Origin of the sequence: Trichococcus pasteurii (genome assembly GCF_900112935.1) — a bacterium.
Classification (GTDB): domain Bacteria; phylum Bacillota; class Bacilli; order Lactobacillales; family Aerococcaceae; genus Trichococcus; species Trichococcus pasteurii.
This window is the reverse complement of the sequence record NZ_FONM01000017.1, coordinates 33,314-58,672: the sequence shown is the minus strand read 5'-3', so window position 1 is coordinate 58,672 and position 25,359 is coordinate 33,314. Positions and strand designations below refer to the sequence as shown.

At 47.0% G+C, this 25,359-nt stretch carries 21 protein-coding genes; 11 read left to right on the top strand and 10 right to left on the bottom strand.

Features of this window, described 5'->3' with window-relative positions:
- Positions 1 to 45: 45 nt before the first annotated feature.
- Together BM184_RS12420 and BM184_RS12415 are read left to right on the top strand one after the other, a co-directional pair.
- Positions 46 to 936, top strand: coding sequence for an ABC transporter ATP-binding protein (locus tag BM184_RS12420; protein WP_086942821.1), 891 nt, complete (start codon positions 46 to 48; stop codon positions 934 to 936).
- Positions 929 to 1,750, top strand: a complete 822-nt coding sequence (locus BM184_RS12415) for an ABC transporter permease subunit (protein WP_086942820.1) — start codon at positions 929 to 931, stop codon at positions 1,748 to 1,750. The genes BM184_RS12420 and BM184_RS12415 overlap by 8 nt, the downstream gene beginning before the upstream one ends.
- A 128-nt stretch (positions 1,751 to 1,878) precedes the next feature.
- On the opposite strand, the gene BM184_RS15315 is transcribed toward BM184_RS12415, so the two are convergent.
- The 4 genes from BM184_RS15315 to BM184_RS12400 all read right to left on the bottom strand — a co-directional run bounded on the left by BM184_RS15315 (position 1,879) and on the right by BM184_RS12400 (position 5,120).
- Positions 1,879 to 2,052 carry a hypothetical protein gene (locus BM184_RS15315; protein ID WP_177208659.1) on the bottom strand — a complete coding sequence of 58 codons (174 nt, stop codon included), beginning with the start codon at positions 2,050 to 2,052 and terminating at the stop codon, positions 1,879 to 1,881.
- Complete coding sequence (locus BM184_RS12410; protein ID WP_086942819.1) at positions 2,045 to 2,524, bottom strand: GNAT family N-acetyltransferase; 480 nt, start codon at positions 2,522 to 2,524, stop codon at positions 2,045 to 2,047. Before BM184_RS12410 ends, BM184_RS15315 begins: the two co-directional genes overlap by 8 nt.
- 165 nt (positions 2,525 to 2,689) lie before the next feature.
- Positions 2,690 to 4,369, bottom strand: a complete 1,680-nt coding sequence (locus BM184_RS12405; protein ID WP_086942818.1) for an ammonium transporter — start codon at positions 4,367 to 4,369, stop codon at positions 2,690 to 2,692.
- A gap of 391 nt (positions 4,370 to 4,760) precedes the next feature.
- Positions 4,761 to 5,120: a hypothetical protein gene (locus BM184_RS12400; protein ID WP_143091140.1), complete on the bottom strand. Its 360-nt coding sequence runs from the start codon at positions 5,118 to 5,120 to the stop codon at positions 4,761 to 4,763.
- Positions 5,121 to 5,696: 576 nt separating this feature from the next.
- Between BM184_RS12400 and nrdD the strand changes: the two genes are divergently transcribed.
- The 4 genes from nrdD to BM184_RS12380 all read left to right on the top strand — a co-directional run bounded on the left by nrdD (position 5,697) and on the right by BM184_RS12380 (position 11,098).
- Positions 5,697 to 7,919 (top strand): anaerobic ribonucleoside-triphosphate reductase, encoded by a 2,223-nt coding sequence (nrdD, locus tag BM184_RS12395; protein ID WP_086942816.1) that lies wholly within the window; start codon positions 5,697 to 5,699, stop codon positions 7,917 to 7,919.
- Positions 7,920 to 7,942: 23 nt separating this feature from the next.
- On the top strand, positions 7,943 to 8,503 hold the full coding sequence (gene nrdG, locus BM184_RS12390; protein ID WP_086942815.1) for an anaerobic ribonucleoside-triphosphate reductase activating protein: 561 nt from the start codon (positions 7,943 to 7,945) through the stop codon (positions 8,501 to 8,503).
- Positions 8,504 to 8,886: 383 nt separating this feature from the next.
- A complete protein-coding gene (locus BM184_RS12385; RefSeq protein WP_177208658.1) occupies positions 8,887 to 9,819 on the top strand; it encodes a nuclease-related domain-containing protein in 933 nt (310 codons plus the stop codon).
- Positions 9,820 to 10,174: 355 nt separating this feature from the next.
- On the top strand, positions 10,175 to 11,098 hold the full coding sequence (locus tag BM184_RS12380) for an aldo/keto reductase (protein ID WP_086942813.1): 924 nt from the start codon (positions 10,175 to 10,177) through the stop codon (positions 11,096 to 11,098).
- Between the two features lie 73 nt (positions 11,099 to 11,171).
- Here the strand turns inward: BM184_RS12380 and BM184_RS12375 are convergent, their stop codons facing one another.
- From BM184_RS12375 to BM184_RS12355, 5 genes are all read right to left on the bottom strand, one after another.
- A complete protein-coding gene (locus BM184_RS12375) occupies positions 11,172 to 12,341 on the bottom strand; it encodes a hypothetical protein (RefSeq protein ID WP_086942812.1) in 1,170 nt (389 codons plus the stop codon).
- A gap of 14 nt (positions 12,342 to 12,355) precedes the next feature.
- Positions 12,356 to 13,183 carry a hypothetical protein gene (locus tag BM184_RS12370; RefSeq protein ID WP_086942811.1) on the bottom strand — a complete coding sequence of 276 codons (828 nt, stop codon included), beginning with the start codon at positions 13,181 to 13,183 and terminating at the stop codon, positions 12,356 to 12,358.
- On the bottom strand, positions 13,180 to 13,869 hold the full coding sequence (locus BM184_RS12365; protein ID WP_086942810.1) for an ABC transporter ATP-binding protein: 690 nt from the start codon (positions 13,867 to 13,869) through the stop codon (positions 13,180 to 13,182). Before BM184_RS12365 ends, BM184_RS12370 begins: the two co-directional genes overlap by 4 nt.
- On the bottom strand, positions 13,862 to 14,233 hold the full coding sequence (locus tag BM184_RS12360; RefSeq protein WP_232309336.1) for a GntR family transcriptional regulator: 372 nt from the start codon (positions 14,231 to 14,233) through the stop codon (positions 13,862 to 13,864). The genes BM184_RS12365 and BM184_RS12360 overlap by 8 nt, the downstream gene beginning before the upstream one ends.
- 162 nt (positions 14,234 to 14,395) lie before the next feature.
- Entirely contained in the window at positions 14,396 to 15,583 is a 1,188-nt protein-coding gene (locus tag BM184_RS12355) for a helix-turn-helix domain-containing protein (RefSeq protein WP_177208657.1), read from the bottom strand.
- Between the two features lie 114 nt (positions 15,584 to 15,697).
- Between BM184_RS12355 and BM184_RS12350 the strand changes: the two genes are divergently transcribed.
- The 5 genes from BM184_RS12350 to BM184_RS12330 all read left to right on the top strand — a co-directional run bounded on the left by BM184_RS12350 (position 15,698) and on the right by BM184_RS12330 (position 23,951).
- Complete coding sequence (locus tag BM184_RS12350) at positions 15,698 to 17,989, top strand: glycoside hydrolase family 3 C-terminal domain-containing protein (protein ID WP_086942809.1); 2,292 nt, start codon at positions 15,698 to 15,700, stop codon at positions 17,987 to 17,989.
- A 4-nt stretch (positions 17,990 to 17,993) separates the two neighbouring features.
- Entirely contained in the window at positions 17,994 to 19,391 is a 1,398-nt protein-coding gene (locus tag BM184_RS12345; protein WP_086942808.1) for an MFS transporter, read from the top strand.
- Between the two features lie 22 nt (positions 19,392 to 19,413).
- Positions 19,414 to 22,155 carry a family 78 glycoside hydrolase catalytic domain gene (locus tag BM184_RS12340; RefSeq protein WP_218151041.1) on the top strand — a complete coding sequence of 914 codons (2,742 nt, stop codon included), beginning with the start codon at positions 19,414 to 19,416 and terminating at the stop codon, positions 22,153 to 22,155.
- Positions 22,156 to 22,233: 78 nt separating this feature from the next.
- A complete protein-coding gene (locus BM184_RS12335) occupies positions 22,234 to 22,917 on the top strand; it encodes an alpha/beta hydrolase (protein WP_177208656.1) in 684 nt (227 codons plus the stop codon).
- A 59-nt stretch (positions 22,918 to 22,976) separates the two neighbouring features.
- Positions 22,977 to 23,951: an NAD-dependent epimerase/dehydratase family protein gene (locus BM184_RS12330; RefSeq protein ID WP_086942806.1), complete on the top strand. Its 975-nt coding sequence runs from the start codon at positions 22,977 to 22,979 to the stop codon at positions 23,949 to 23,951.
- Positions 23,952 to 24,061: 110 nt separating this feature from the next.
- Here BM184_RS12330 and BM184_RS12325 read toward each other — a convergent pair whose 3' ends face one another.
- Entirely contained in the window at positions 24,062 to 25,237 is a 1,176-nt protein-coding gene (locus tag BM184_RS12325; protein WP_177208655.1) for a helix-turn-helix domain-containing protein, read from the bottom strand.
- Positions 25,238 to 25,359: the final 122 nt, after the last annotated feature.

Genomic DNA, 25,359 nt, shown 5'->3' with positions numbered 1-25,359 from the left:
AACGTATAATGGATATATGTTAAATTCTTCAGAGGAGGGGTTACAGTGGAAGCAATCGAAATGGAAGGTTTGACAAAAATTTACCGCAAGCATGCAGCTTTGGACAATGTCCACCTCACAGTGGAGCAAGGCGAAAGATTCGGGTTCATCGGACCGAATGGAGCCGGGAAGTCGACAACCATCAAGCTGTTGCTTGATTTCATCAAGCCGAGCAAAGGAAGTGCCAGAATTTTCGGACTGGATGCCCAGAAAGACTCTGAGAGCCTGAAGCGCATCATTGGGTATGTCCCGAGCGATGTGCATTACTACAGCAATCTTACCGTGGAAGAGATTTTGATGATGACGGGAAAGTTTCATCATATCCAGAACATAAAGGAAATGATGGCTTATTACGCGGAACGCTTCGCATTGGAGCCTAAAAAGAAAATGAAGGACTTGTCTTTGGGCAATCGGAAAAAAGTCGCAATCGTGAACAGCCTGATTTTCAATCCGGAACTTTTGATACTTGACGAGCCTACAAACGGACTGGATCCTTTGATGCAGCATCGCTTGTTTGAGGAACTGAACTATCACAACAAGGAAGGCGCGACCATATTCATTTCTACGCATAACCTTCCTGAAGTGGAAACATTCTGTACGCGTACTGCCTTCATCCGTGAAGGAAAAATCATTTCTGTGGAAGACATGGCAGCGGGTTATCAACCAGGGAAAGTTGTGACGCTGACCGGTTCAGCCATCGGAACGGAGGACTTCGAATCCAAAGGGTATCGCGTCCTTTCCAGGACAGACCGGGTGGTTTCGTTGTTGTACAAAGACAACGTGAATCAGATTTTGGCGGATATGTCATCCTTGGATTTGGAGGATATCGAAATCCGCAATCAGAATTTGGAGGAAAAATTCATGACCCTGTACGGTGGAGGTGAATCCCATGAATAGCATCCGATTGGAGTGGAAACAGGAACGCGGTGGATTATTCGTTTGGCTGTTTTTTATGGTTCTGATCATGGGGCTGATGATGGCGATGTTTCCCGTCATGGCGAATCAGGGGATGGAGGACATCCTGACGACCAAGCTCGATGCGATGCCTCCTGAGATGTTGGAGGCCTTCTCGCTCACGAACGGCGCGATTTTGCTGCAGGCTACCGGATTTTTTGCCTATATTTTTCAGTACCTCTTTTTGGCTGCCTGTATTTTTGCAACAATGAAAGGTGCTCAGGCATTGATCAAGGAAGAAACGAACGGGACCATCGAGTACCTATATGCACAGCCGATCAGCAGAAAAGCCATCGTAACGAGCAAATACATCGCTAATCTGGTGCTGCTGATGATCTTTTGGATCGTCCTTTACGGAGCTGCCTTGCTGTTCATCTATTTGTTCAAGGAGGATGGAGCCGATTTTGTGGAGATCATAAAGGATATCACGCTGATGTTCGGTGCGGAGTCGTTGGTGTTGTTGTTCTTTTATTCGATCGGGTTCCTTTTCTCGACATTCATTGCGAGCAGCCGTTCCACCAGCGGAGTCGCTTTATTGCTGGTGTTCAGCACTTACATGATTGGCCTTGTCTCCAAGATGGTCGAGGACTACGAATTCCTGCGTGTTTTGTCGCCGATCGAATATGCACATCCAGCTGCCTTGCTGGAGGAAGGCGTTTCTTGGGAATACATGGTCATCTGCATCGTTGGAAGCCTGCTGGCGTTGGGGTTGAGCTATCTGATCTATGGCAGGAAAGATCTGCGGATTCAAGTGTAGCGTTGTCCATCAACAGGAATAAACAAAAAAAGCCCATTGCGGGCTTTTTTTGATGGACTGCTGTAAACGCGAATCATCACACTCTTCATAAACGTGTTCTGATCCGCAGGGGAGATTCATCGCACCCTCTACCCGAATGTCATGAACAGTACTGCGGCGACAATCAGGGCGTAGGATAATTTCTCCAGATTTTTCTTTGTGATCGGGTTCAGGCCTTTGTCGTAGCGCGTCTGGTACATGATCCAGACGTTGATCGCGATGCTGATGATGCCTAATATGCTGGCTGTAAGATATTTATTCACGGTGCTCCTCCTGTCGGTTTTGTTTTTCTGTTTGGTTATTCTGCGGATCGATGATCATATCGATGTGCGGGATATCATCCTCCAGATAAATATCCGATACGGGCCGGAATCCGAAAGAGGCGTAAAAATCCTGAAGATAGGCTTGTGCCTGCGCATGGATCGGGAGTTCCGGAAAATGCGTCTTTGCGTACTCCAACACGATCTGCATCAACTCCTGGCCGTAGCCATGGGTGCGTTCGCCTTGCGGGACAAGGACGCGTCCGATGCGCACATGATCCGGTTCCGGAATCAGCCGGGCATAGGCCAGCAGCCGATCTTCCGCCTGCTTCCAGAAGTGGATGCTGACGAGGTCGGTGTCGTCCACCTCTTGATAAGGGCAATTTTGCTCGACGACGAAAACAGCGACCCGCTCTTTGTAGATGAGGTGCAAGTCCCTCGCTGTCAGTTCTTCAAAAGGTTTGATGACCCACATATGGTTTCCGCCTCCTCGTTTGGTGGAGAGCCACCATCACAGTCCATTATAGCAAAGTGCAAGCAAACAAAAAACCGGGAAATCTTTTGCTGCAAAGAAAAGAAGCCAAGGAGCTTTCTCATATTGAGACGGCTCCTTGGCTTCTTTTGGTGTTCGTTATTCGGTTTAATAATATTTCAGGGCAGCAGGGCCTGAATCGCTGTTGCTGATGCGGAAGGCATCGGCAACAGGGGAGACGAAGACTTTACCGTCACCGACATGACCCGTGTACAATGCTCGGCGGGCAGCGCGGATGACTTCTTCGACAGGCACCTCGCTGATGATCGTTTCGATGCGGACTTTCGGTAAAAGATTGCCCTCAGCCTTCGCACCACGATAGAAAGTTTGTTGGCCTTTTTGGAGCCCATAACCATGCACCGATGTGACCGTCATGCCGGTTACGCCGATAGCGTTCAATTCCGCCTTCAAGCGCTCCAGTTTATCTGGATTGGCGATGATGTCGACCTTGTTCATCGTGTAGCCTGAATCAGCCAGTTTGAAGGCTCCAACTTTACTGAGATCCACTTCTTGAACAGCAGGGACTTCAACTGTTTTGTTGTTGTCTGTTACATAATCTTCGAAAGCGGTCGTTGCTACAAAGTCATGGTAGCTTGAAGTCAAGCCATGCTCAGCGACGTCCATGCCGACGATTTCTTCTTCAGCAGTAACGCGGAGACCCATTGTCTTTTGGATGACCTTGAAAACTACGTACATGGAACCGGCTGTGTAGGCTGCCACAGAAGTGACACCCAAAGCTTGGACCCCCAGCAGGTTGAATCCGCCGCCGTACAATAATCCACCATCTGTTGCGAAAACACCGACTAAGATTGTTCCCAATGCACCATTCACGCCGTGTACACTGAAAGCACCGACAGGATCATCGAACTTCAATTTTTGATCGACGAATTCAACAGCAAGGACAACGGCAAAGCCGGCGATGAATCCGATGGCGATAGCGCCGAAAGGGGAGACGACCGCACAGCCTGCAGTGATGGCTACCAGACCTGCCAATGAACCATTCAGTGTCATGGACACATCTGGTTTACCATATTTTTTCCAAGTGAATAAGAGTGTGACCAGGGTTGCTGTGACAGCGGATAAGTTTGTATTCAAGAAGATAGTACCGATCAAGGCAAGCGTTTCGTCCCCTGTTGCCGCAACGGTTGAAGCACCGTTGAATCCGAACCATGCGAACCAAAGGATGAAGACGCCAAGCGCACCGATCGTCAAATTGTGTCCAGGAATGACTTGTGCTTTACCATCTTTGTATTTTCCGATACGCGGTCCGACGATAGCAGCACCAACAAGGGCAGCGATGCCTCCGACCATATGCACGGCAGTGGATCCGGCAAAGTCAATGAAGCCCATTTGAGCCAACCAGCCGCCGCCCCAGATCCAGTGACCTGAGATAGGATAGATCAACAAGGAGATGATGAAAGAATACACGAGATAAGAGCTGAATTTGGTCCGTTCCGCAACAGCTCCGGATACGATAGTGGCTGCAGTTGCCGCGAATACGTTTTGGAACATGAAATGTACGGTCCCGGGAATGGTTGAATCAAGTCCATCCATAAATAATGCAGGTGTCCCGATGATGCCGGCGATATCATCTCCGAACATGATGCTGTATCCGATAAGGAAGAATCCCAACGATCCAAGCACAAAGTCCATAAGGTTTTTCATGATGATGTTCGCCGCGTTCTTGGCGCGAGTGAATCCCGTCTCGACCATCGCGAATCCGGCTTGCATGAAGAATACCAATACCGTTCCCAGCAAGGTCCATAATGTATCTACTGATGAAAACATAAATTATTCCTCCTTTTGTTTTAGCATAGTCTTAGTGTATAGAAATAATTTTAATGTTGCTATATCCTTCTTACTCCTTATGTCACAAAATGTGACAAAGCTTCCAAATCAACATTTGCAAGCGTTTGAATGTGAAATCGGTGAGAGTTTCAATGCTTAATCTCATCGAATTGCAGGAATGTTGGATGCAATTGTGTTTTTTTGGTCAATATGATTAAAATAAATCTGACATGAGCGAGTAGGGAATATGACGGATGTCAGAATCAGTGACAAGGAAAAGGTCACATCAGCAGGAATATTCAAGGAAAAGAGAGAATATGCAGCAAAAAGCCGTAAGGGAAGCATGCAGAACATGTTTTCCTTACGGCTCTATGTATTCTTTTAGTATCTTCTAAAAGTTGATGATCCAGTCCATTTCCGATAATTCAATCAACGGCAACTCGATCGCTTCCTCTTTTAGTGCCTTCTCGAACCCTTCCTTGGTAAAAGGGCCTTTTACAGATTCAATTCTTCTATCGATAATAAAATATTCGAATGCTTCATTATGTTCTTTTTCAAGAATGATAAATTCATCGGTCCAATTCAATCGTGTAATGTAGCCCTGGATGCTTCCAGTCGGGTAGCGATAAGATGAAGGCAGATGGAAAAGGTTTTGCCAAGAAGCGCACTGTCTCAAAAATAGGCCTTCTCCGACCGGTATTCTAAATTTAGCAATTCTGGATATTTCAGGCAACATTCTATTTTTCCACACTAGCATTTCCCCCCTTTTTATCTCCTCATTCTTTTGACATCCCTGCGGCATAAAAACCGGATAAAGGATCCGAAAAAAAGAATGAATCGCTTACATTTATGACAAGTCATAGTATAACTGCTTTTTTTTACAAAGTACAGTAGATTCTATTGATTTTATGTACTTTATATGTTTTTTAACATTTTTTTTAATATTAGGGCCATCGTTCGGGAATCGAAACAGATTACTTAAGTTTAATTGGCCATTGTTTCTGTTCTGACTATGTATGCGGGAGTCTGCTAAGGAAATAGCAAGCAATTCATTTTCAGGGCATTTTCTTATTGACCAAAAGAACAAAATGTGTCTGCCTGCTCTAGATGGAATTTGGTTTCAAACACTATATATTGTGGTGGAAATTTATGTGTGGATGATATATAGTATATACAGTGAATCGAAACAGAGACTACTTTAAGTGGAGGTATATGACTTGAGAAGCGCGTCCCGCAAGGAAAGCTTGCTCATTTTGTAACGACCTCTTACTTTTTATTAGCTTTTTTTGCATGTTCGGTTAATTTTTAACTAAGGAGTGGGAAAAATATGGCTTCATTACCAACGGATTTCTTAAATGAAAGCACGAATCTTCAAGTCGATGACGCAGAAGTGAATATCCAAGTGTTGAAGGCGGATGGACGGGTTGTTCCTTTTCATGCCAAGAAAATATATAAAGCGATAAAGAAAGCAGAGCGTTTTTTATCTGAACAGAACGAAGGGGCTGCAGATTACGATGTGGATGCTGTCGTGGCATTGGTCGTAGACAAACTGATCGCTTCAGAGACTGACAGCGTTTCGACCGATGATATCCATGATCAAGTTGAGGCGACGCTTGCTGAAATGGGAAATCTGCCGTTAGCCGAAGCTTATAATACCTACAAATTGACGAAAAAAGTCAAAAAACTGCAGCAACAGGACATCGAATTGCGCATCCAGAGCTTGATGAATGCCGATCAGAGCGTCGTCAACGAAAATGCCAACAAAGACAGCCGCGTCTTCAATACGATCCGTGACTTGACGGCAGGTGTGGCTGCGAAAGCGATCGGCTTGAGAATGTTGCCGAAACACGTTTCAAATGCGCATATGAAAGGCGATATCCATTACCATGACCTGGATTACCAGCCGTATTCACCGATGACGAACTGTGTTCTGATCGATTTCCAGAACATGCTCCGTGAAGGTTTCAAAATCGGCAATGCTGAAGTGGACAGCCCACGTTCGGTCAACACTGCGACTGCCCAAATGGCGCAGATTTTTGCGAACGTCGCTTCCAGCCAATACGGCGGCTGCAGTGCGGACCGGGTTGACGAAGTGCTGGCACCTTACGCACGCCTGAACTATGAGAAGCATCTGGAAACGGCTAAAGAATGGGTGGATGGCGAAGCGAAACAGATTGCTTATGCTGAAGAAAAAACCCGTAAAGACATCTATGATGCCATGCAAAGCCTGGAGTACGAAATCAATACACTCTACACTTCAAACGGACAGACACCATTCACCACACTCGGATTCGGTTTGGGAACTGATTGGTTTGCGCGCGAAATCCAAAAAGCCGTACTGCAAGTGCGCATCAAAGGATTGGGCAAGGAAAGACGGACAGCGATCTTCCCAAAATTGATCTTCGCCTTGAAAAAAGGCACAAACTTGGAGACGCAAGATCCAAACTATGACATCAAACAATTGGCCATCACTTGCGCCACGAAACGGATGTATCCGGATGTGCTGATGTACGATAAGATCGTTGAATTGACAGGCAGTTTCAAGACACCGATGGGTTGCCGTTCCTTCCTGCAGGGATGGAAAGACGAAAACGGAAACGAAGTCAATTCCGGTCGGATGAATCTTGGGGTCGTGACGTTGAACATCCCGAGAATCGCCTTGGAATCGGAAGGGAATCCGGAAGCATTCTGGAACATCTTTGAGGAACGTTTGGCCATCTGTAAGGATGCCCTCGTCTACCGTGTCGAGCGCACGAAAGAAGCGACGCCTACGAACGCACCAATCCTGTATCAGCACGGGGCCTTCGGGAAACGTCTGGGTGAAACGGATCAGGTTGATGAGTTGTTCAAAAACAAACGCGCAACTGTCTCCTTAGGTTACATCGGACTGTATGAAGCGGCTACCGTCTTCTACGGAGCGGATTGGGAAACGAATCCGGAAGCAAAAGCCTTCACTTTGGACATCGTCAAGAAGATGAAGGAAAAAACGGATGCTTGGGGCAACCAATACGGTTATCATTTCAGCGTCTACTCGACTCCGAGCGAGAGTTTGACCGATCGCTTCTGCAGCATGGACACAGAGAAATTCGGCATCATCGCTGATATCACGGATAAGGAATACTACACAAACAGTTTCCACTATGATGTCCGCAAGAACCCGAATCCTTTCGAAAAGATCGCCTTCGAAATGGAATATCCGCAATATTGCTCAGGCGGCTTTATCCATTATTGCGAATACCCGAACCTGCAGCAAAATCCGAAAGCGTTGGAAACAGTCTGGGATTTCGCCTACGACAAGGTCGGCTACTTGGGAACGAATACGCCGATCGACCACTGTCTGGAGTGCGGTTTCGAAGGGGACTTCAATCCGACCGAGCGCGGTTTCCAATGCCCGGAATGTGGCAATACCGATCCGCAGACATGCGACGTCGTGAAACGCACATGCGGTTACCTTGGCAATCCGCAGATCCGTCCGATGGTGAAAGGTCGCCATAAAGAAATTTCCGCCCGCGTCAAACATCTGCATGCGGATTGCAAGTCAGAACAGTAATCAGAACAGTTAGGTGATGTGAAGTGAAAAATCCGCAACCGCAAGAATGGTTGGCAGAGAAATACAGCAAGGACAAGGTGGCGGACTACAAGCCGTTCAACTTTGTCGATGGCGAAGGCGTGCGCTGCAGCATCTATCTGAGCGGCTGCCTGTTTGCCTGCGAAGGCTGCTACAACAAGATTGTCCAAAACTTCGACTACGGGATTGCCTACACCGACGAGCTGGAGGAACAGATCATGGCCGATCTGCGCCAACCGTATGTGCAAGGCTTGACACTTTTGGGCGGCGAACCGTTCCTCAACACGAAGGTCGCGCTGCGGCTTGCGCAGCGGATCCGGGCAGAGTTCGGCCGGACCAAGGACATCTGGGGCTGGACCGGCTACTACTGGGACGAACTGGCTTCAGAATCCGAGGATAAGCAGGAATTGCTGCGCTTGATGGATGTACTCGTCGACGGCCGCTTCGAACTGTCAAAACGGGATCTGACATTGAAGTTCCGCGGCAGCTCCAACCAGACCATCATCGATGTGCAAAAATCGCTTGAAGCCGGAGAAAAGGTTCTCTGGGCCAATGCTTACGCTTGAATGTTAAAACATATCGTGCTGCCTCACTTCGAGGCAGCACTTTTTTGTGCGTCCGACTTTTTCCGGAGTGGCAGGAAAGATGGATATACGCGAGTTATCCCTCCTTTTAGAGCAGTCGAGGTCGGAAAGGGGAAAGAGGTAGCGAATTACCGGTGAGACAGTCCTCGCCGGGAAACAGCGGCTCGCGGCCGACCGAATTCCCGGTGAAGCGGTTCTCACCGGGAAAAAACGTCCCAACCATGGGCGAATTCCCGGCGAGCCGGCCCTCATCGGGAATTTTTCTCCAATGAATGTTTCAATCCGGCTATTTTGACCCAGGAAGAAATCAAAACTAGGAATCAACCGTCCTCTGTGATGCAATTATCCAAAATCTGCGTATGTTTATGGTAGTAAATAACTATAATGGAGTGAGCGCTATCGCATACAAGGAACGCACGAAACCAAAGCTTCTCCGCATCTATGAGGTACTGTCCAATCGCATGATCCTAAGCAATGAGGATCATTTTTACCACCTTCATCTAGATAAAGGGTTCGATGGGGAATACGGATTAGATGGACTTACCGAACCATTATCTTCATACTGTTTGGTACTGAATGATTTGCAGTTGGAATTCAGAAAATCCTCTTTTCAAGTCGATACACTTTTGATTTGTACTGACATAATACGACTGTACGAAGTGAAGAACTACGAGGGAGTTCATACATGGGCGGATGATAAATTACTTAAATCGACCGGTGTATATCTGGAAAACCCGTGGGTACAATTGCAGCGGACTAAAGTGAAATTGGAATTGCTGCTTCAGTCCCTGTCGTGTCAAATGAAGGTGGAGGCTTATGTTGTCTATATCAATCCTGAATTCACTTTGTTGGAGGCGAAAGGTGACGGGAATCATCTTCTGCCTAGTCAGGTTCCCCTTCATTTTCGAAGTTTGCCAATGAAAGAGACACCCTCTTTTGAGCAGCGACGGTTGGCTGAGCGATTGCTGCAGCTGCATAATCCGGATTATCCATCGCACACGAAACCAGTATATTGTTATGAAGACTTACGTAAAGGGATCAGTTGTCCGGCGTGCGGTACGGTTGCGGAAGCTTTCCAGGGACATTTCATAAAGTGTCAGACATGTGGTGAAAGAATGAATGTCAAAAAAGCAATCAAAAAAAATATTGAGGATTTTCGTCTTTTGTTCCCTGATGAAAAAGTGACTACCAATCGTATGCTGGATTGGTGCGGTTCAGGTGATAAGGACCGCATATATCGGATTCTCAGAGAAAACTATCAGCCTAAAGGAAATGCGCATGGCCGTTATTATGTCTGAAATTTTGGGGGCCGGATCCCAGCTTACTTTCGCGGTGGTCGCCGGGAAACAGCGCCCCGCGGCCGACCGAAAACCCGGTGAGAAGGTGGTCGCCGGGAAATAGCGGCTCGCGGCTGACCGAATTCCCGGTGAAGCGGTGCTCGCCGGGAAATAGCGGCTCACGGCCGACCGAAAACCCGGTGAGACAGTCCTCGCCGGGAAAAAACGTCCCAACCGGGAATTTCAGCTTACTGGGACTGGGGTATCCGGCAGCATTTTTTTGATGCGCTTCATTACCCAAAAACACATCAAAAATGCTATACTAATTTTATTGAAACGTTTTCAAATAATCCCAATAAGAAAGTTGGTATGACAATTGAAAAAAATAAACATCGGTAATTCAGGACTGTTAGCATCAGAAATTTCGCTCGGCATCATGCGTATGAACGCTTTGACGCATGAAGAGGCGACAGTGGTCATCCGCACGGCAGTGGACAACGGCATCGATTACTTCGATCATGCGGACATCTACGGCAGAGGGACTTCGGAGGAAATTTTCGGAAAAGCCTTTAAGGAACTCGGCATCGCGAGGGACAGCGTGATGCTGCAGACGAAATGCGGCATCGTGCCGGGTGTCATGTTCGATTTCTCAAAAGAACATATCATCGCATCGGTGGAGGGAAGTATGAAACGACTTCAGACCGATTACGTGGATGCCTTGCTGCTGCACCGTCCGGATACGTTGGTGGAACCGGAGGAAGTCGCCGAAGCTTTCGATGAACTGCACAAAGCAGGGAAAGTGCGCCATTTCGGCGTCAGCAACCAAAATCCGATGCAGATTGAATTGTTGAAGAAAGCTGTCACACAGCCATTATTGATCAATCAACTGCAGCTCAGTCTGACCCACGCACCGATGATCGATGCAGGATTCAACGTGAACATGATGAACAATCCTTCATTCATGCACGACGGTTCCGTCCTGGAATACAGCCGGATCTCGGACATGACGATCCAGCCGTGGTCGCCATTCCAAGCTGGTAATGGCAAGAAAGGGCTGTTCTTCGACCATCCCGATTATCCGGAATTGAATGAAAAAATCAACACAATTGCGGAAGATAAAGGCGTATCCCGGGAAGCAATCGCAATCGCGTGGTTGTTGCGTCATCCGGCTAAAATGCAGCCAATCGTCGGCAGCATGAACCCAGAGCGTATTGCAGCCATCTGCAAAGCTTCCGATGTGGCGCTGAGCCGCACCGAGTGGTATGAACTCTATAAGGCTGCAGGCAAAATGTTGCCTTAAAGAAAGGCAGCAACAGTTAAAGAGAAATAAAAAAAGAACAAGACTCCAATTGGAATCTTGTTCTTTTTTCGCTTTAGGGTTCGTAAATAATCTTATCAAAATAGAGCAAATCGATTTTTTTTGTATCGGCGAACGTGGCGTTGATTTCCCCGCTGTAGAGCATTTCCCCGGACTGGAGTTCGAAAACAGCCAGTTGAGAAGCCCGGTCAGGCTCCAGATAATTTTCCGTCAGTATGATGCGGTTGTCGGAAACGAGGATTTGCCAATTCATATCGACGGTCTCTTCCCAATCAGCAGTATTCTGGAGAATGATTTTATCGCGCACTTGATCCTGCATCAGATCAAGAGGTTGGATTGACCATTCCTGATCCGTGTGCTGCAATTGATAGAAAATACCATCCTTAATTGCGTAAGATAAATCATCCACCAATGCTTCTTCAGCAGCCAGTGTTGACCATTCCTTCGTTGTCCAATCATAGCGCTTGAAGGATAGTGAGACAACCGGTGCAACGTATTCTGTAGCTTCCGAATCAGTTTCTTCGAGCCGCTCCATGACGAAGATTGCTTTTTGATCGCCTTGTGTCAACACGGATGTGGTAACACTCTGATAACCCGTAAAATCCGCAGGTATCTCGAAAGCAAAATGTTCCTCCTGCATACCACTGTCCAGATCATAAATCAGGATATCCGTGCCACGATCATTTGAATACTCATCATAACGGCTGTACGAGATAATCAGCTTACCGTCCAGGAAGTCCGTGCTATTGACGTTATAATAGGTCTTTTCTTTTTTTTCCGGATAAGCGAGGAGCGTTTCCGCAACGGTTTTGTCAGCCTTATCCAGTGTCGCTATCAGGAAGCCGTCATTATCCGCTGCTGTATAGTACAAGTTTCCTTCGGTTTCGGCATAATTCCCTTCAAAAGGCCGCTTCCCACGCATAAACGCTTTATACTCATCGCGCCAAACCTGAACAGCGCTTTCTGCGTAGTCTTGGAAGAATGCATCCTGACGTTGCGTCTCGGAATGGCGCAAGCCGGAGCTGTCAAAGCTTAGGGTAGTCGTTTCCCATTGCGAGTGTGCTGTTCCGTAATAGAGTAAGCCATCCAAAACTGCTTCATCACCAGAAACTGTCTCAATACCGATACGCAAAGGCTCTTCTTTTGCCAACAGCGGCTGTGTGTAGAATCCTCCGAGAACGACAAGCAAAAGGAGACTCAGCAATAAAATCGTTTGTTTTCTCATTTTTTGTCCTCCTTCTATACGCTGATGCGTTTTTCAAGCAACCGATAATTAGCCCATGTCCCGGACAGCAAAAGCATAAGGCTCACGGCAATCGTCATCCAGTACTTTTCTTCCGCATACAAACGCGTCGTGATGCCGGTACGCAGGAAGAGAAGCATCGCGGCAAAGAGGACGATTGCGAGAGTAGCTGCCAAGAATACCCCTTTCCAACGTCCGCTCAAGTGCATCAGGATGAACGTGTACCCTAAAGTGAGCGCTGTATAGCCAATAGTGTAAAAAAGCAGATAATTGGAAAAGAGACTTGGTAAAGCCAAGTCCAATGGAGAAGCGCTGGTTGATGCCATCTGCAAGGGGATTTCCCGATAGATGTCCGCCGGAATAAGTCCGGAAAAGACCAGCTCCTCAAGATACAAAAGCCCGATTTGCCAAACTTGCAGCCCTGTAATCAGGAGCCAAATGGTCGCGAATTTTGCTGCATACACAGCGAAACGGTTACCCGGCAGACTGAGCAAACGGAAAGAGAAACGGTTTTTTCCAGACCAATCCTGATACCAGATAAAGACGGCATAGAACAGCAATGCGAAAATGGCTGTCATGATCGAAAAAACGAAGAACGAGTTGTTTGTCACATCCTCCAACGTAAGATACCCATAGTCCTGCAGATATTGTTCGGGTAGTGCAGCATAGTTCTGTTGCCGGTAGTTCTCATATCCGTCTTTCCAGATATGGTATTCGTGGAAGACTGCATAAGCCTGTAAAGCCGTCATAAAAGCCAACAGGAAGCCATAGAACCGTTTCGCGCGATTCCATTCAAATGTCCATAGTTCCATAAATTTTTTCATGGTTGATACACCTCCCGCATCACATCAATGATTGCCTTGCCTTCGTTTTGGCGGATGTCTTCTGCGTAAAAATCTTCGACGACACGGCCGCTGCGCAGCATGACGATCCGGTCCAACAACATTTCGACTTCATCCATATGATGAGTGGCGATGAGGACGCCCTTGTCCGTCACGAATTTGCTCGTGAAGACCTCGAGAATATCCTCGCGGGCAAAGACATCGATGCCGGAAAATGGCTCATCCATCAAATAGTAATCCGCGTCCAGAGAAAGTCCCAATAAGAAACTCACCTTTGCGCTGTTCCCTTTGGAGAGATTTTTCAGTTGCAGATCCGATTCCAGACGGAAAAACGAAAGTAGTTCATCCGCTTTGGCGGCATTCCAATTCGGGTAGTAGATACTCATAAACTTCATCGACTCCGCGATTGTCATCCATCGTGGCATCGTCAGTGAGTCAGGGATATAGGAGATTTTTTCGTATAGCTGTTTATGAATGTCTTGCCCGTCGATCGTAATCGAGCCGTTGTTGCGTGGAGCTAAGCCCATAATACAGTTCATGAGGGTCGTTTTGCCTGTGCCGTTCATTCCGGTCAGACAAGTCACTTCATTTTTTTTGATGGTAAAGCTGACATCTTCCAAAATGGTCCGTTTGCCGTATTTTTTTTCCAGATTCTTGATTTCAATCATTCACGTGCACCTCCTTCAAGCGCTTTTTGATCAAGTCCAGGACCGCTTCATCCTCCAGTCCGATTGTGCGTACCGTTTCGATGAATCCCTGTAAGGCCTCGTCCAATAGCTCTTGTCTTAATGTCTGGATTTTTGATTGGCTTTCCGTTATTTTGCTGAGAGAATTTCCATCTGTATAAATCAAACCAAGCCCCTCCATTTCCTTATAAGCACGCTGTACCGTATTCGGATTCACTTTTAATTGTGTAGCCAATTCCCGGCGCGACGGTATTTCTTGTCCGGGTTGGAAAGCGCCGCTTACGATTTTCTGCTTGTGCATTTCGATAATCTGTTCGTAGACCGGACTTCTTTTGTCAAAAATCACTTTTTCCACCTGCCTTTTCCGATCGAGTGTATTAAACGGTTAATACACTTGGGTTAAAAAATATATGTACAGGTGTATTATATGCATAATACACCTGTAAGTCAACCAAAATCCCAGAGAGGTGGCATGGCTGAGCGTTCGAAAGTCAAATTTGGTTTGGAATTAGTTTTTTTTGCGAAATTGGTTCGGTGTGGTTCCGATTACTTTTTTGAAAACGTTCTGGAAATGACTTTGGCTGGAAAAACAAAGATAATTGCTGATTTCGCTGATACTTTTGTTAGTGAAGGTCAGCAACCTTTTAGCTTCCTGTATTTTGCAGTCCTGGATGAAGGCATGCAACTTCATTCCCGTTTCTTTATGGAATTTATGGGAGAGATAGGAACGGTTGAACCGCAGTTCTTCTGCGATCGTGTCCACATTCAACGGCTGATCGATATGGCGTTGGATATGATGGACAATCTGCCTAATGTCCGAGTCGCTCAAAAAAGGGAGGCGATGCTCGGACACTTTCGAAGTGAACGTATGGATGGCTTCCACCTGCAGCGAAAGAATATGGTCTGGATTCGTCAATTGCTCGGCCTGTTTTATGTAAAGATCCGAGAGTTGGAAAGCAATCTCCGTTTCCACACCTGCTTGAATAGCTGTTCTAGTGAAAAGAGCGATGGACACGATGAAGGTGTTCTTGAGCTGACGGATATTGTCATTTGCTACAGCGCCCATTTGCACATGCATCGGCGTTTTGAGAAAAGTGTCGAAGCCCTCAAGGTTTCCATCCGCGATAAAAGAAAGAATTAGTTTTTCAACTTCGTAGGAATTGTTGAACTGGTTTTCCTCCCGGATGGAATAGACGTTTTCTGTTCCTTTCTTCTGGATCGATTTGGCGGAGGGAAAGGCGTTGAGCGGGAACAGCGCGTCAATCGAGATGTCCTCCTGATTGATTACATGATGCATCAGTACGAGTTTTCCCAGAAAGGCGGACAAGTCAGATAACGGAATGTTTCTGAAAAAGGAGCCGGCTGCGGGATGGAGTTCCTCTGGGATTCCGTAGTGATCGATGAGCGCCTGCAGCATGGATTTTTCATAAGGTACGCCGGAAATCGGGCCGATGATGATGCTGCACTCGGGGGCATCTTTCAGTTTCAGATAGCCGTAATAAGAAAAGGCGCTGCCGGAAATATAGCCGATAGTGTCCGGATGAGATAAAATATCCTGCACAAGTTTTTCCGGAGGATAAAAAGCTGAATGCTGGTCAGGAAAGCAGCCCAATAAAGTTTCTTCCTGGTGGATATAGATGGGAATAAAGAAGGCTTCATAAAAAAATTTGCAATGCGTCAGTAGATTATGGTTCATCGTTGCACACCCTTTCAAGATACAACAAATATACAATGAAACGAATAAATGTGCAATAAAAGCGGATACATTCCCGGTACAATGAGAGCGTAAGGAATTGAGAGGAGCGGGAATATGCAACAAGATAAAATTAAACAGATCATTGCTCAGATGACAGTGGAAGAAAAGGCCAGCCTGTGCAGCGGGCAGGATTTCTGGCATCTGAAAGGCGTTGAGAGATTGGGGGTTCCGGCAGTCATGGTCGCGGACGGTCCGCACGGATTGCGGAAACAAGAGGTTGCCGGAGACCACTTGGGCCTGAACGAAAGCATTGCGGCTGTCTGCTTTCCGGCTGGTTGCGCTTCGGCTGCCAGTTTTGATCGCGGATTACTAAAAAAATTGGGCGAAACGCTAGGCAATGAATGCCAAGCGGAAAACATCAGTACCATATTGGGTCCGGCGATGAACATCAAGCGCTCGCCGTTGTGCGGCCGCAACTTCGAATATTATTCAGAGGACCCGCTTTTGACTACGGAATTGGCTGGTGCTTTTGTTGAAGGTGTGCAAAGCCAAAACATCGGGACTTCGCCGAAACATTTTCTTGCAAACAATCAGGAGACCCGTAGAACAACAAGTTCTTCGGAAGTGGATGAGCGGACCTTGCGGGAAATCTATCTTGCGGCCTTCGAAGGCATGGTCATCGAACAGAAGCCATGGACAATGATGTCCGCCTACAACCGGATCAATGGCGTATTCGCTTCAGAAAACAAACGATACATGACGGACATTTTGCGTAAGGAATGGGGCTTCGACGGTCTGGTGATGACCGATTGGGGAGCCATGAATGAGCGGGTTGCCGGTTTGAAAGCCGGAGTGGACATCGAGATGCCCGGACCGGCAGAAGAGAATGACCAAGCGATTGTTGAAGCCGTCGAATCAGGGCTTCTGGATGAAGCGATTCTCGATCGTAGCTGCGCCGCCATTCTGGGACTGATTTTCCGTTACACGGAAAACCGCAACGAATCGGCTGTGTTCGATCGCGAGAAGGACAGCGAAATAGCCAGAGAAATTGCTGAAGAATCGATCATTCTGCTCAAGAATGAAGGGGAGCTCTTGCCGCTGTCAGCGGACAAGAAAATCGCCTTTATTGGAAAATATGCAGCGAAACCACGCTATCAAGGCGGCGGAAGCTCCAACATCAACAGCTATCGGGTCACTTCCGCACTGGATGCTGTCTCCGGAAATGCCAACATCCTCTATTCACCAGGATTCACGGATGAAGGACCGGATGAAAAGATGCTCCGGAATGCCATTGAAACAGCACAGCAGGCCGAAGTGGCGGTCATTTTTGCAGGTTTACCGGACAGTTTCGAATCGGAAGGGTATGACCGAAAGCATATGAACTTGCCTGATTGGCAGAATGAACTGATTGCCTCCGTCAGCCATGTCCAACCGAATACCGTAGTCGTGCTCCACAACGGATCAGCAGTGGAGATGCCCTGGATCGCATCCGTATCGGCTGTTTTGGAAGCGTATTTAGGCGGTCAAGAAGTGGGCGCTGCGGTCGTCAACATTCTTTTCGGCAAAACTAATCCTAGCGGCCGTTTGGCAGAAACCTTTCCGCTGCGCCTGGAAGACAATCCGTCTTATCTTTCCTTCGGCAAGGATAACGAGCAAGTGGACTACAGCGAAGGTGTATTCGTCGGGTACCGCTACTACGAGAGCAAAGCGATGGAGGTACTGTTTCCATTCGGACACGGCCTGTCCTATACAACTTTCCAATATTCGAATCTGAAGCTCGATAAAACGACAATGCTGGACAGCGAAGAATTAAACGTGTCCGTTGATGTGGAGAACACGGGTGAAAGAGTCGGGAAAGAAGTGGTCCAGCTTTACGTTTCGCCAAAATCAAATACGATTGTCCGTCCAGCCAAAGAATTGAAAGGCTTTGAAAAAATCGAACTTCAGCCCGGCGAAAAGCGGACAATGACGTTTACATTGAACAAAAGAAGCTTTGCCTATTGGAATACGGAAATTAACGATTGGTACGCAGAAAGCGGCGCTTATGAAGTTCAAATCGGGAAATCGGCCAAAGAAACAGTGCTTTCTGAAAATGTGGAAGTGCAGTCATCCGTCGAAATTCCGGTTGTCTATCATCTGAACTCGCGGATGGGCGACATCATGAAGAACGCACATACCGGAGCGATTTTGGAAAATGCATTGGCTGGATTCTATGTGCCTGTAGCAGACAATGCAAGTGAGAATCAAGCCACTCATGAAAATTCAGCCATTTCCAGCGAAATGATCGCTGCCATGATGGCGGACATGCCGCTGAGGCAGTTGGCGAGTTTCATGCCGGGTGTCACGCGGGGTAAGTTGAATGAATTAGTGAATCAATTGAACGAAAAAATATATCAGGAGGTATAAAAGCATGGCAGCAGAAATACAGCATGATCGTATGGGAATAGAAAAAACAATGGTACTGAGTGATTATCTTGCAGATGGTTTAGGGCAATTAGGTTTGAATATAATCAGTGGATTGATTGGGCAATTAATTTATTTTTATACAGATAAAGTAGGCTTGGCTGCGGGGGCAGTCGCTACCATGCTCTTGATTTCAAAAATTATTGATGCTTTTACGGATTTAATAATGGGCAAAATAATGGATAACGGAAAGTCTCCAAAGGGCAAATGTCGTCCTTGGTTTTTACGTATGGCTTTTCCGGCCTTGGTACTTATCCCTGCGTTGTTCATGATCCCAGCTGGATTGGATGTAAATGGGAAGCTTGCCTTTGTATTAATCACGAATGTCTTGTTGAGTGCGATTGTCTTCACAGCTGTCGCAATTCCTTATGGAGCTATAATGGCATTGCGCACAAAAAGTCAAGAAGAGCGCAGTAAAATGGGGATTTTCCGTGCTGCTCTAGGATATGTATCGGGGATGGTTATCGCAATTATGGTTATCCCATTGACTAACATGTTTGGGGGCGATCAGCAAGCGTGGATAAAGATAGGAATCATATTTGGCGGAATCGCTTGTTTATCTTTTTGGATTCTTTATCACAAATCAAGAGAAACCAGCAATAAAAATGAAATCGTTTCAAGTGAGGATAATTCAGAAGTGGAAGAAGTTTCATTTAAAGAAGGGGTGAAAATCCTATTCCGGAATAAGTATTGGGTATACATGTTAATGGTCAGCCTATTCAGTCAGCTAAGCTTTGGGTTATCAGGAGCTACAGGAGCATATTATGCGAAATGGGTATTAGGGGATGATAATCTTGTGGCCCTTCTTGGAGGGATAGGCTTGATTCCTACTTTTGCAGGTTTTCTATTAGTGGGACCTATGGTGAAGAAACTTGGTGTAACTAAAACAGTCTATGTATCTATGGCCATCGCCATCCTAGGAACCGCTATCCGTGCCTTTGCACCCGGAAGCTTTATATTGACCGTCACTGCAGGGCTTTTACCTACATTCGGGATGATTCCGATTATGTCACTGGTTGGAGTAATGACGAATAACTGCGTTGATTACAATGAATGGAAAACAGGGAAACGCCTGCTTGGCATGACCAACAGTGTTACCGGATTTGGCGGAAAAGTGGGAGTGGGTCTAGGAGCATCCCTTACTGGTTGGGTACTGGCGCTGGGTGCATATAATGCATCACTTTCAGTGCAACCTACAAGTGCAATAAATGCCATCTATGCGATAGCTGTCTACATTCCTTTGGTTCTTTACATCATCATATTCATATTTGCCAAAAAATATGAATCACTAGAGAAAATGTATCCACAAATCATTGCGGAACTGGCTGATCGAAAAAATCAGTAAGCGGAATCGGGAGGTAAAAAAGGTGAGAATTGACAAGGTATATGTTGAAAATCAAATGAACCCTATCGGAATGGATACGCGGCGCCCAACCTTTGATTGGAGGCTGTCTGCGGATGAAAAGCAAACCGTGCAAGTGGCTTATCAAATTACTGTGGAAGATAACGATCAGGAAGTTTGGGACAGCGGCAGGGTTGAGTCTGCTGATTCTGTTGCTATTGCTTATGCGGGTGTTGCGTTGGAGCCAAGCACCAGATATCGAGTCGGTGTGACGGTTTGGGACAATCATGGCAACCAGGCTGTCAGCAATGCATGGTTTGAAACCGGTTTATTGTCCGGGGAAAACTTCCAAGCACGCTGGATCACTTTTGACCAGCAAGATGATGAGACAGCATGTCCGGTGTTTAGGAAAAAATTCCATGCTCCGAAAAAAGTCACGAGTGCCCGCGTCTATGCTTCCGCCTTGGGGGTCTATGAAATCAAGCTGAACAGCCAAAAAGTGGGGGATCACTATTTTGCACCCGGCTGGACGAATTACCATAAGCGCCTCCAATATCAAACCTATGGCTTGGAGGATCTCCTCGATGAAGAAAACAGCATCGAGTTGACAGTCGGGAACGGCTGGTACAAAGGGATCTTCGGCTTTACGATGCAGCCGAACATCTATGGCAATCAGGTGGCGGCATTGGCTGAAATCCACCTGAACTATGAGGACGGCACCAAGGAAATAATCGGAACGGATGAGACGTGGCAAGTAGAATACGGCTCCATCCGAAGCAGCGAAATATATCTGGGGGAAGTGCAGGACACTACCTTCCAGAGAACGTTCGCCGGAACTGCCCGGATCACGGAGTATCCAAGGGAAAACATGGTTGCGCAGGAATCGGAGCCTGTCCGGATAACGAAACGGTTCCCTGCAGTCAGCTACATTGAAACACCGAAGGGCGAAAAGGTATTGGACTTCGGCCAGAATCTGTCCGGCTTCGTCTCCTTCAAAGTTAAAGGGGAAAAAGGCCAGCAGATAACGATCAAACACGCGGAAACATTGGACAAAGACGGCAACTTCTATCCGGATACCCTAAGGCAGGCCACATCCCATGATGTTTACGTTTTGAACGGAGAGCTGCAAACGCTGTGTCCGCATTTCACCTTCCACGGTTTCAGATACATAGCGATCGAAGGCTTGGACAACATCGTGAAAGAGGATTTTGTCGCCTGCGTCATGCACACCGATATGCAGCAGACCGGCACGTTTGCTTGTTCGCATGCCGGGATTAATCAGCTGCAAAGCAATATCGAATGGGGACAACGCGGCAATTTCTTGGATATCCCGACCGATTGCCCGCAACGGGATGAACGCTTGGGATGGACGGGGGATGCGCAGATTTTTTCCAACACAGCGATGTTCAACTTCCAATCCCAACGCTTTTTCCAGAAATGGCTCAGGGACTTGGCTTCCGAGCAAACTGTGGAACATGGCGTACCACATGTGGTACCGAATATTTTGGGTAATCAGGACGGGGCTGCCGCCTGGAGCGATGCAGCCACCATCATACCGTGGAATCTGTACCTGAACTACGGAGACAAGACGGTTTTGGAGCAACAGTACGCCAGCATGAAAGGATGGGTGGATTACATCACCTCCAAAGTAAGTGCCAATGGGCTTTGGCAGACAGGCTTCCAGTATGGAGATTGGCTCGCTCTGGATAAGGAAGAGAGCTCAGACCGTACCGGGGCGACGGATCGTTACTTTGTGGCAAATGCCTACTATCTTCATTCCCTGGATATCTTGCGCCAAGCAGCTGCGATCATTGGCGAAGAGACGGACGCCGAACACTATGACAGCCTTCATCACGAGGTGTTGGCGCAATTCCAGAGCGAATATATTACCGAAACTGGCCGGTTGGTGAGCGAAACGCAAACAGCTTGTGTATTGGCGCTGCATTTCAATCTTATCCAAGAAGAACATCGTGCCCGCATATTAAAGACACTCATCGTCAACTTGGCTGAGCATAAAAATCATTTGTCCACGGGCTTTGTCGGCACGCCGTATCTTTGCCACGTGTTGTCCGAAAATGGTGAACATGAATTGGCAACCAAAGTGTTTCTGCAGGAAGACTATCCTTCCTGGTTGTACGCGGTGAATAAGGGAGCCACAACCATTTGGGAACGTTGGAATTCCATTTTGCCTGATGGCAGTTTTGATGAATCAGGGATGAATTCGCTGAACCACTATGCATACGGATCGATCGGCGATTGGATGTACCGCAAACTGGCAGGCATCAATCCGTTGGCACCCGGTTATAAAAAAATCAAAATCGCACCAATGCTCACAAAAGGTCTGACGTGGCTGGATGCTTCCTATAACACGGCCTATGGCAAAGTCAGAAGCGCATGGAAATGTGAAAGCGGGATGATTTCCATCGATATCGAAATACCTGCAAATACGACAGCGGTGGTCATTCTTCCCGAAAAAGCAGACCAATTAGAACTGGGTTCCGGAAAGTATCATTATGAGTATGCGACCGAAACGGACTTGAGAATTGCTAAATACAGTTTGGAGAGCACACTGGAGTTTATTCTCTCTGATGCTTATGCTGTTGAATTGTTTGATCAGTTAGCGCCCGGAATGCTGGAAAACCCGCTGATTTCGTTTGCGCACAAGATGACAATCACGGAGCTGACAGCCGTCATGCCTCCGGAAGGAGCAGAATTGTACCATTTCGTCATCAATAAATTAAATGAGAGAGAAAGGGAAATCGCGTGAACCTGACGGAAGAAGAGCAATGGCAAATGTTTCTTGATGTTAATGCTGAAAAGTAAATATGAATTGAGGAGTTACATCTTGGGAAAGAAATCACCTTTTGTGGTTATTTGCCCCGGAGGTGGATATGAAATGGTTGCTGCCGGAATAGAGGGCGATCCCTATGCAAAGAAGCTAAATGCTCTCGGGTACTCAGCCTTTGTCTTGTACTACCACACAAAGGCGGGTGCTCAAGCCCCACAGCCTATGGATGATTTGGCAAGAGCCATCAGATATATTCTTGATAATGCGGAAGAATTGAACGTAGATAGGCAGCAATTTTCGGTTTGGGGACCCTCTGCTGGTGGACATCTGGCAGCCTCGTTCGGAACCAAGGCACTAGGCTATGAGCACTATAAGTTTCCGAAGCCCAGTGTCCTCGTGTTGGCCTACCCGGTCATATCAATGCAAGACTCTCTTGGACACCAAGGGAGCAGGGAAAGGTTGTTGGGTAAGGAGGCTGATCATGCCTTAAAGCTTGCTTATTCCATTGAAAGCCAGGTGGATTCTGGTTATCCGCCGACTTTTGTATGGAACTGCGTGACTGATGAAGTTGTTCCGCCAGAGAACTGTCATGCTCTTTTTGAAGTATTATGCAAAAAAAGCATTCCCTGCAAATTTTGCCAATATTCGGAAGGGTATCATGGAAGCGGGTTCTCCCGAGGCGAGCTGGCGGAATCTTGGTTTGATGATGCGGTCAGCTTCATGAACAAATATATGGCTTGAAGGCATGAGTTGCCCGATTAAGCTGTTTGACCATAAAAAATTGTTGAGGAGATACTGCTATGTCAAAAGTATTTGTGCTGGGTGGGACGGGATTTCTGGGATATCACACCATTAAAGAGCTGCTGTCGAAAGGCTACGAAGTCAAAACGATGGCTTTGCCGCCTCTGCCAACTGAAGATTTATTACCAAAAGAAGTATACTGCACCTTAGGGGACATCAATGCATTGGAGGATGAAGAAATCATAGGCATCCTATCGGATTGTGAAGGGTTCATTTATGCCGCGGGGGCGGATGAACGGACCGTTCCGCAAAAGCCGGCTATGAAATTTTTCTACGAAGCAAATGTCCTGCCCACGCAGCGCTTGGCAAAATTGGCGAAGTTGGCCGGAGTAAAAAAATTCGTGCTGTTCGGCTCCTATTTTGCGGAATTTGCAGAAAGGCTCCCGGAATACAAGTTAAGAAGCCAGGCTTATCCGAATATGCGGTTGTTGCAGGAGCAGGTTGCTTTTGCGGAAGGGGAAGGCGGCATGACCGTCACTTCTCTGCGGTTGCCGTATATTTTCGGAACGATGCCCGGTCGAGTGCCGCTCTGGAACGTTTTTGTGGATCAGGCAAAGGGACAGCCGATTTTCCCTGCGCTTGAGGGAGGGACCGCAATGGTCACGGTGGAGCAAGTTGCGGAAGCGGCTGTCGGTGCCATGGAAAAAGGAATGCACCGGACAAGCTATCCGATCAGCGCAAAAAATATGAAATTCCAGGAATTTTATCAGATGATTGTGGATGCCTTGGGGCAGCAGCAATCGACACAGGTGCCGGTCGTACCTTATGAGCAGATGAAGGCAGTCTACGAAAATCTGGACGAGCATGCCACAAGAGCTGGCCTGGAGCACGGCATTCATATGGTAGTCAGTTCGAAACTCCAAACGGAAAACCTTTATGTAGATCCTGCAGAAACGATGTCGGTACTGGGAATCAAAAACCATGATGTATTGGAGTCGATCAGAGAGACTTTGTGTAAATGTATAGAGTCATAGGACGTACTTGTATCCTCAAAAGACAACTGAAAAATGAAGGGAAAGAGCTGCCTCAGACTAGTGGGGCAGTTCTTTTGTGTATGAGTATCAAATGATTGGGACGGATTCAGTTACATCCCGCGACGATATTTGGCCGGGGATATGCCGGCCGCTTTTTTGAAAGCGGTCTGGAAATGGCTCTGGCTGGAAAAACACAAGTAATTGCTGATGGTGCTGATGGGTTTGTCTGTGCAAGTCAAAAGTTGTTTGGCTTCATCAATCTTGCACTTTGTGATGAAGGCCTGTAAGGACATGTTGTTTTTCTTCTTGAAGAGGGTGGAAAGATAGCTGCGGCTGTAGCCGAATTCGTCGGCCAGCATCGTGACAGAAAGCGGCTGATTGATGTTCTTTTTGATATAACGGATCAATGGCGTGAATTCAGGATCGTTGACTTCCCCCATCTTGATCCTTCGCACTCGATCCGTCAGTTCGAACAAAACCTCCTGCATCAGATGCTGGATAGGCTCGCGGGAACTGTAGCTTTCAATCTGCTGGATGAAGCGGTCCGATAATTGAAAAGTACTGTCCATATCGCTGCCGCCACGGATTGCCGCCCGCGTGATCAGCGTAATGAACACGATCGCGGTGTTTTTGGCTTGCCTCAATTCATCCGGAGACATTCTCCCTTCATGGATTTCAAAGGATTCTTCGATGAATGCCGTGACTTTTTCCAGCTCGCCGTTCTCCACATAGCGGCAAACGCGGCTTTCTACTGCATAAGAATTGTTGTAATGAAGATTTTCACGATTTTCGAAAGTCCGGACAGCAGCTTGATACTCGATCAGCAGCTTATCCTTCGTTTTCAGTATGTCACGGGTATGGATTTCCGTTTCATTGATGAAAAAAGCAATGGACTTCAGAATGTTCAAAAACTGCGTGAAAGATACGACTGGGAAATGGGCCAGGCCTGCCAAAAAGGGTTCGGATTCTTCTTTGGATACGACATAGCTTTTTTTCAACTGCTCGAAACTTTGCTGCGGAGCGGACATTTGAAAAGCCGGGCCGATGATGATCCTTAGATCGGGCTCAGGCTGGACCTTCACCGAACCGAAATAGGCGAAAAAGTCCGTGGAATGGTAATCCAGTTCTCTGTCGTTGCGCAGGAAATAGTCAATGAACTGCTTGGATGGCAGAAAAGGGAATCCATCATAGCTAAAGAAATGCAGAATACGAGTGCCGGAATAAAGATAAATCGGGACACCTGACATTTGGTGGATATGTTTCAATGCTGACAGTATTTTTTGCATAAACGGACTCCTTTCGAGTGTGCGGGACATAATGGTCTTTTTCTCAACTATAAAACAAAAATATATAAAAAGAAACAAATAAGAAATATTGTTGTTGGCGGTTTCTCTATAATGGAGAGAAA

What these genes read in the sequence shown, in the direction of transcription:
- BM184_RS12415 (WP_086942820.1), top strand. Translation starts at nt 929, where the DNA reads ATGAATAGCATCCGATTGGAGTGGAAACAGGAACGCGGTGGATTATTC.
- BM184_RS12410 (WP_086942819.1), bottom strand. Translation starts at nt 2,524, where the DNA reads ATGTGGGTCATCAAACCTTTTGAAGAACTGACAGCGAGGGACTTGCAC.
- BM184_RS12405 (WP_086942818.1), bottom strand. Translation starts at nt 4,369, where the DNA reads ATGTTTTCATCAGTAGATACATTATGGACCTTGCTGGGAACGGTATTG.
- nrdD (WP_086942816.1), top strand. Translation starts at nt 5,697, where the DNA reads ATGGCTTCATTACCAACGGATTTCTTAAATGAAAGCACGAATCTTCAA.
- BM184_RS12385 (WP_177208658.1), top strand. Translation starts at nt 8,887, where the DNA reads ATGGTAGTAAATAACTATAATGGAGTGAGCGCTATCGCATACAAGGAA.
- BM184_RS12375 (WP_086942812.1), bottom strand. Translation starts at nt 12,341, where the DNA reads ATGAGAAAACAAACGATTTTATTGCTGAGTCTCCTTTTGCTTGTCGTT.
- BM184_RS12370 (WP_086942811.1), bottom strand. Translation starts at nt 13,183, where the DNA reads ATGAAAAAATTTATGGAACTATGGACATTTGAATGGAATCGCGCGAAA.
- BM184_RS12365 (WP_086942810.1), bottom strand. Translation starts at nt 13,869, where the DNA reads ATGATTGAAATCAAGAATCTGGAAAAAAAATACGGCAAACGGACCATT.
- BM184_RS12355 (WP_177208657.1), bottom strand. Translation starts at nt 15,583, where the DNA reads ATGAACCATAATCTACTGACGCATTGCAAATTTTTTTATGAAGCCTTC.
- BM184_RS12350 (WP_086942809.1), top strand. Translation starts at nt 15,698, where the DNA reads ATGCAACAAGATAAAATTAAACAGATCATTGCTCAGATGACAGTGGAA.
- BM184_RS12345 (WP_086942808.1), top strand. Translation starts at nt 17,994, where the DNA reads ATGGCAGCAGAAATACAGCATGATCGTATGGGAATAGAAAAAACAATG.
- BM184_RS12330 (WP_086942806.1), top strand. Translation starts at nt 22,977, where the DNA reads ATGTCAAAAGTATTTGTGCTGGGTGGGACGGGATTTCTGGGATATCAC.
- BM184_RS12325 (WP_177208655.1), bottom strand. Translation starts at nt 25,237, where the DNA reads ATGCAAAAAATACTGTCAGCATTGAAACATATCCACCAAATGTCAGGT.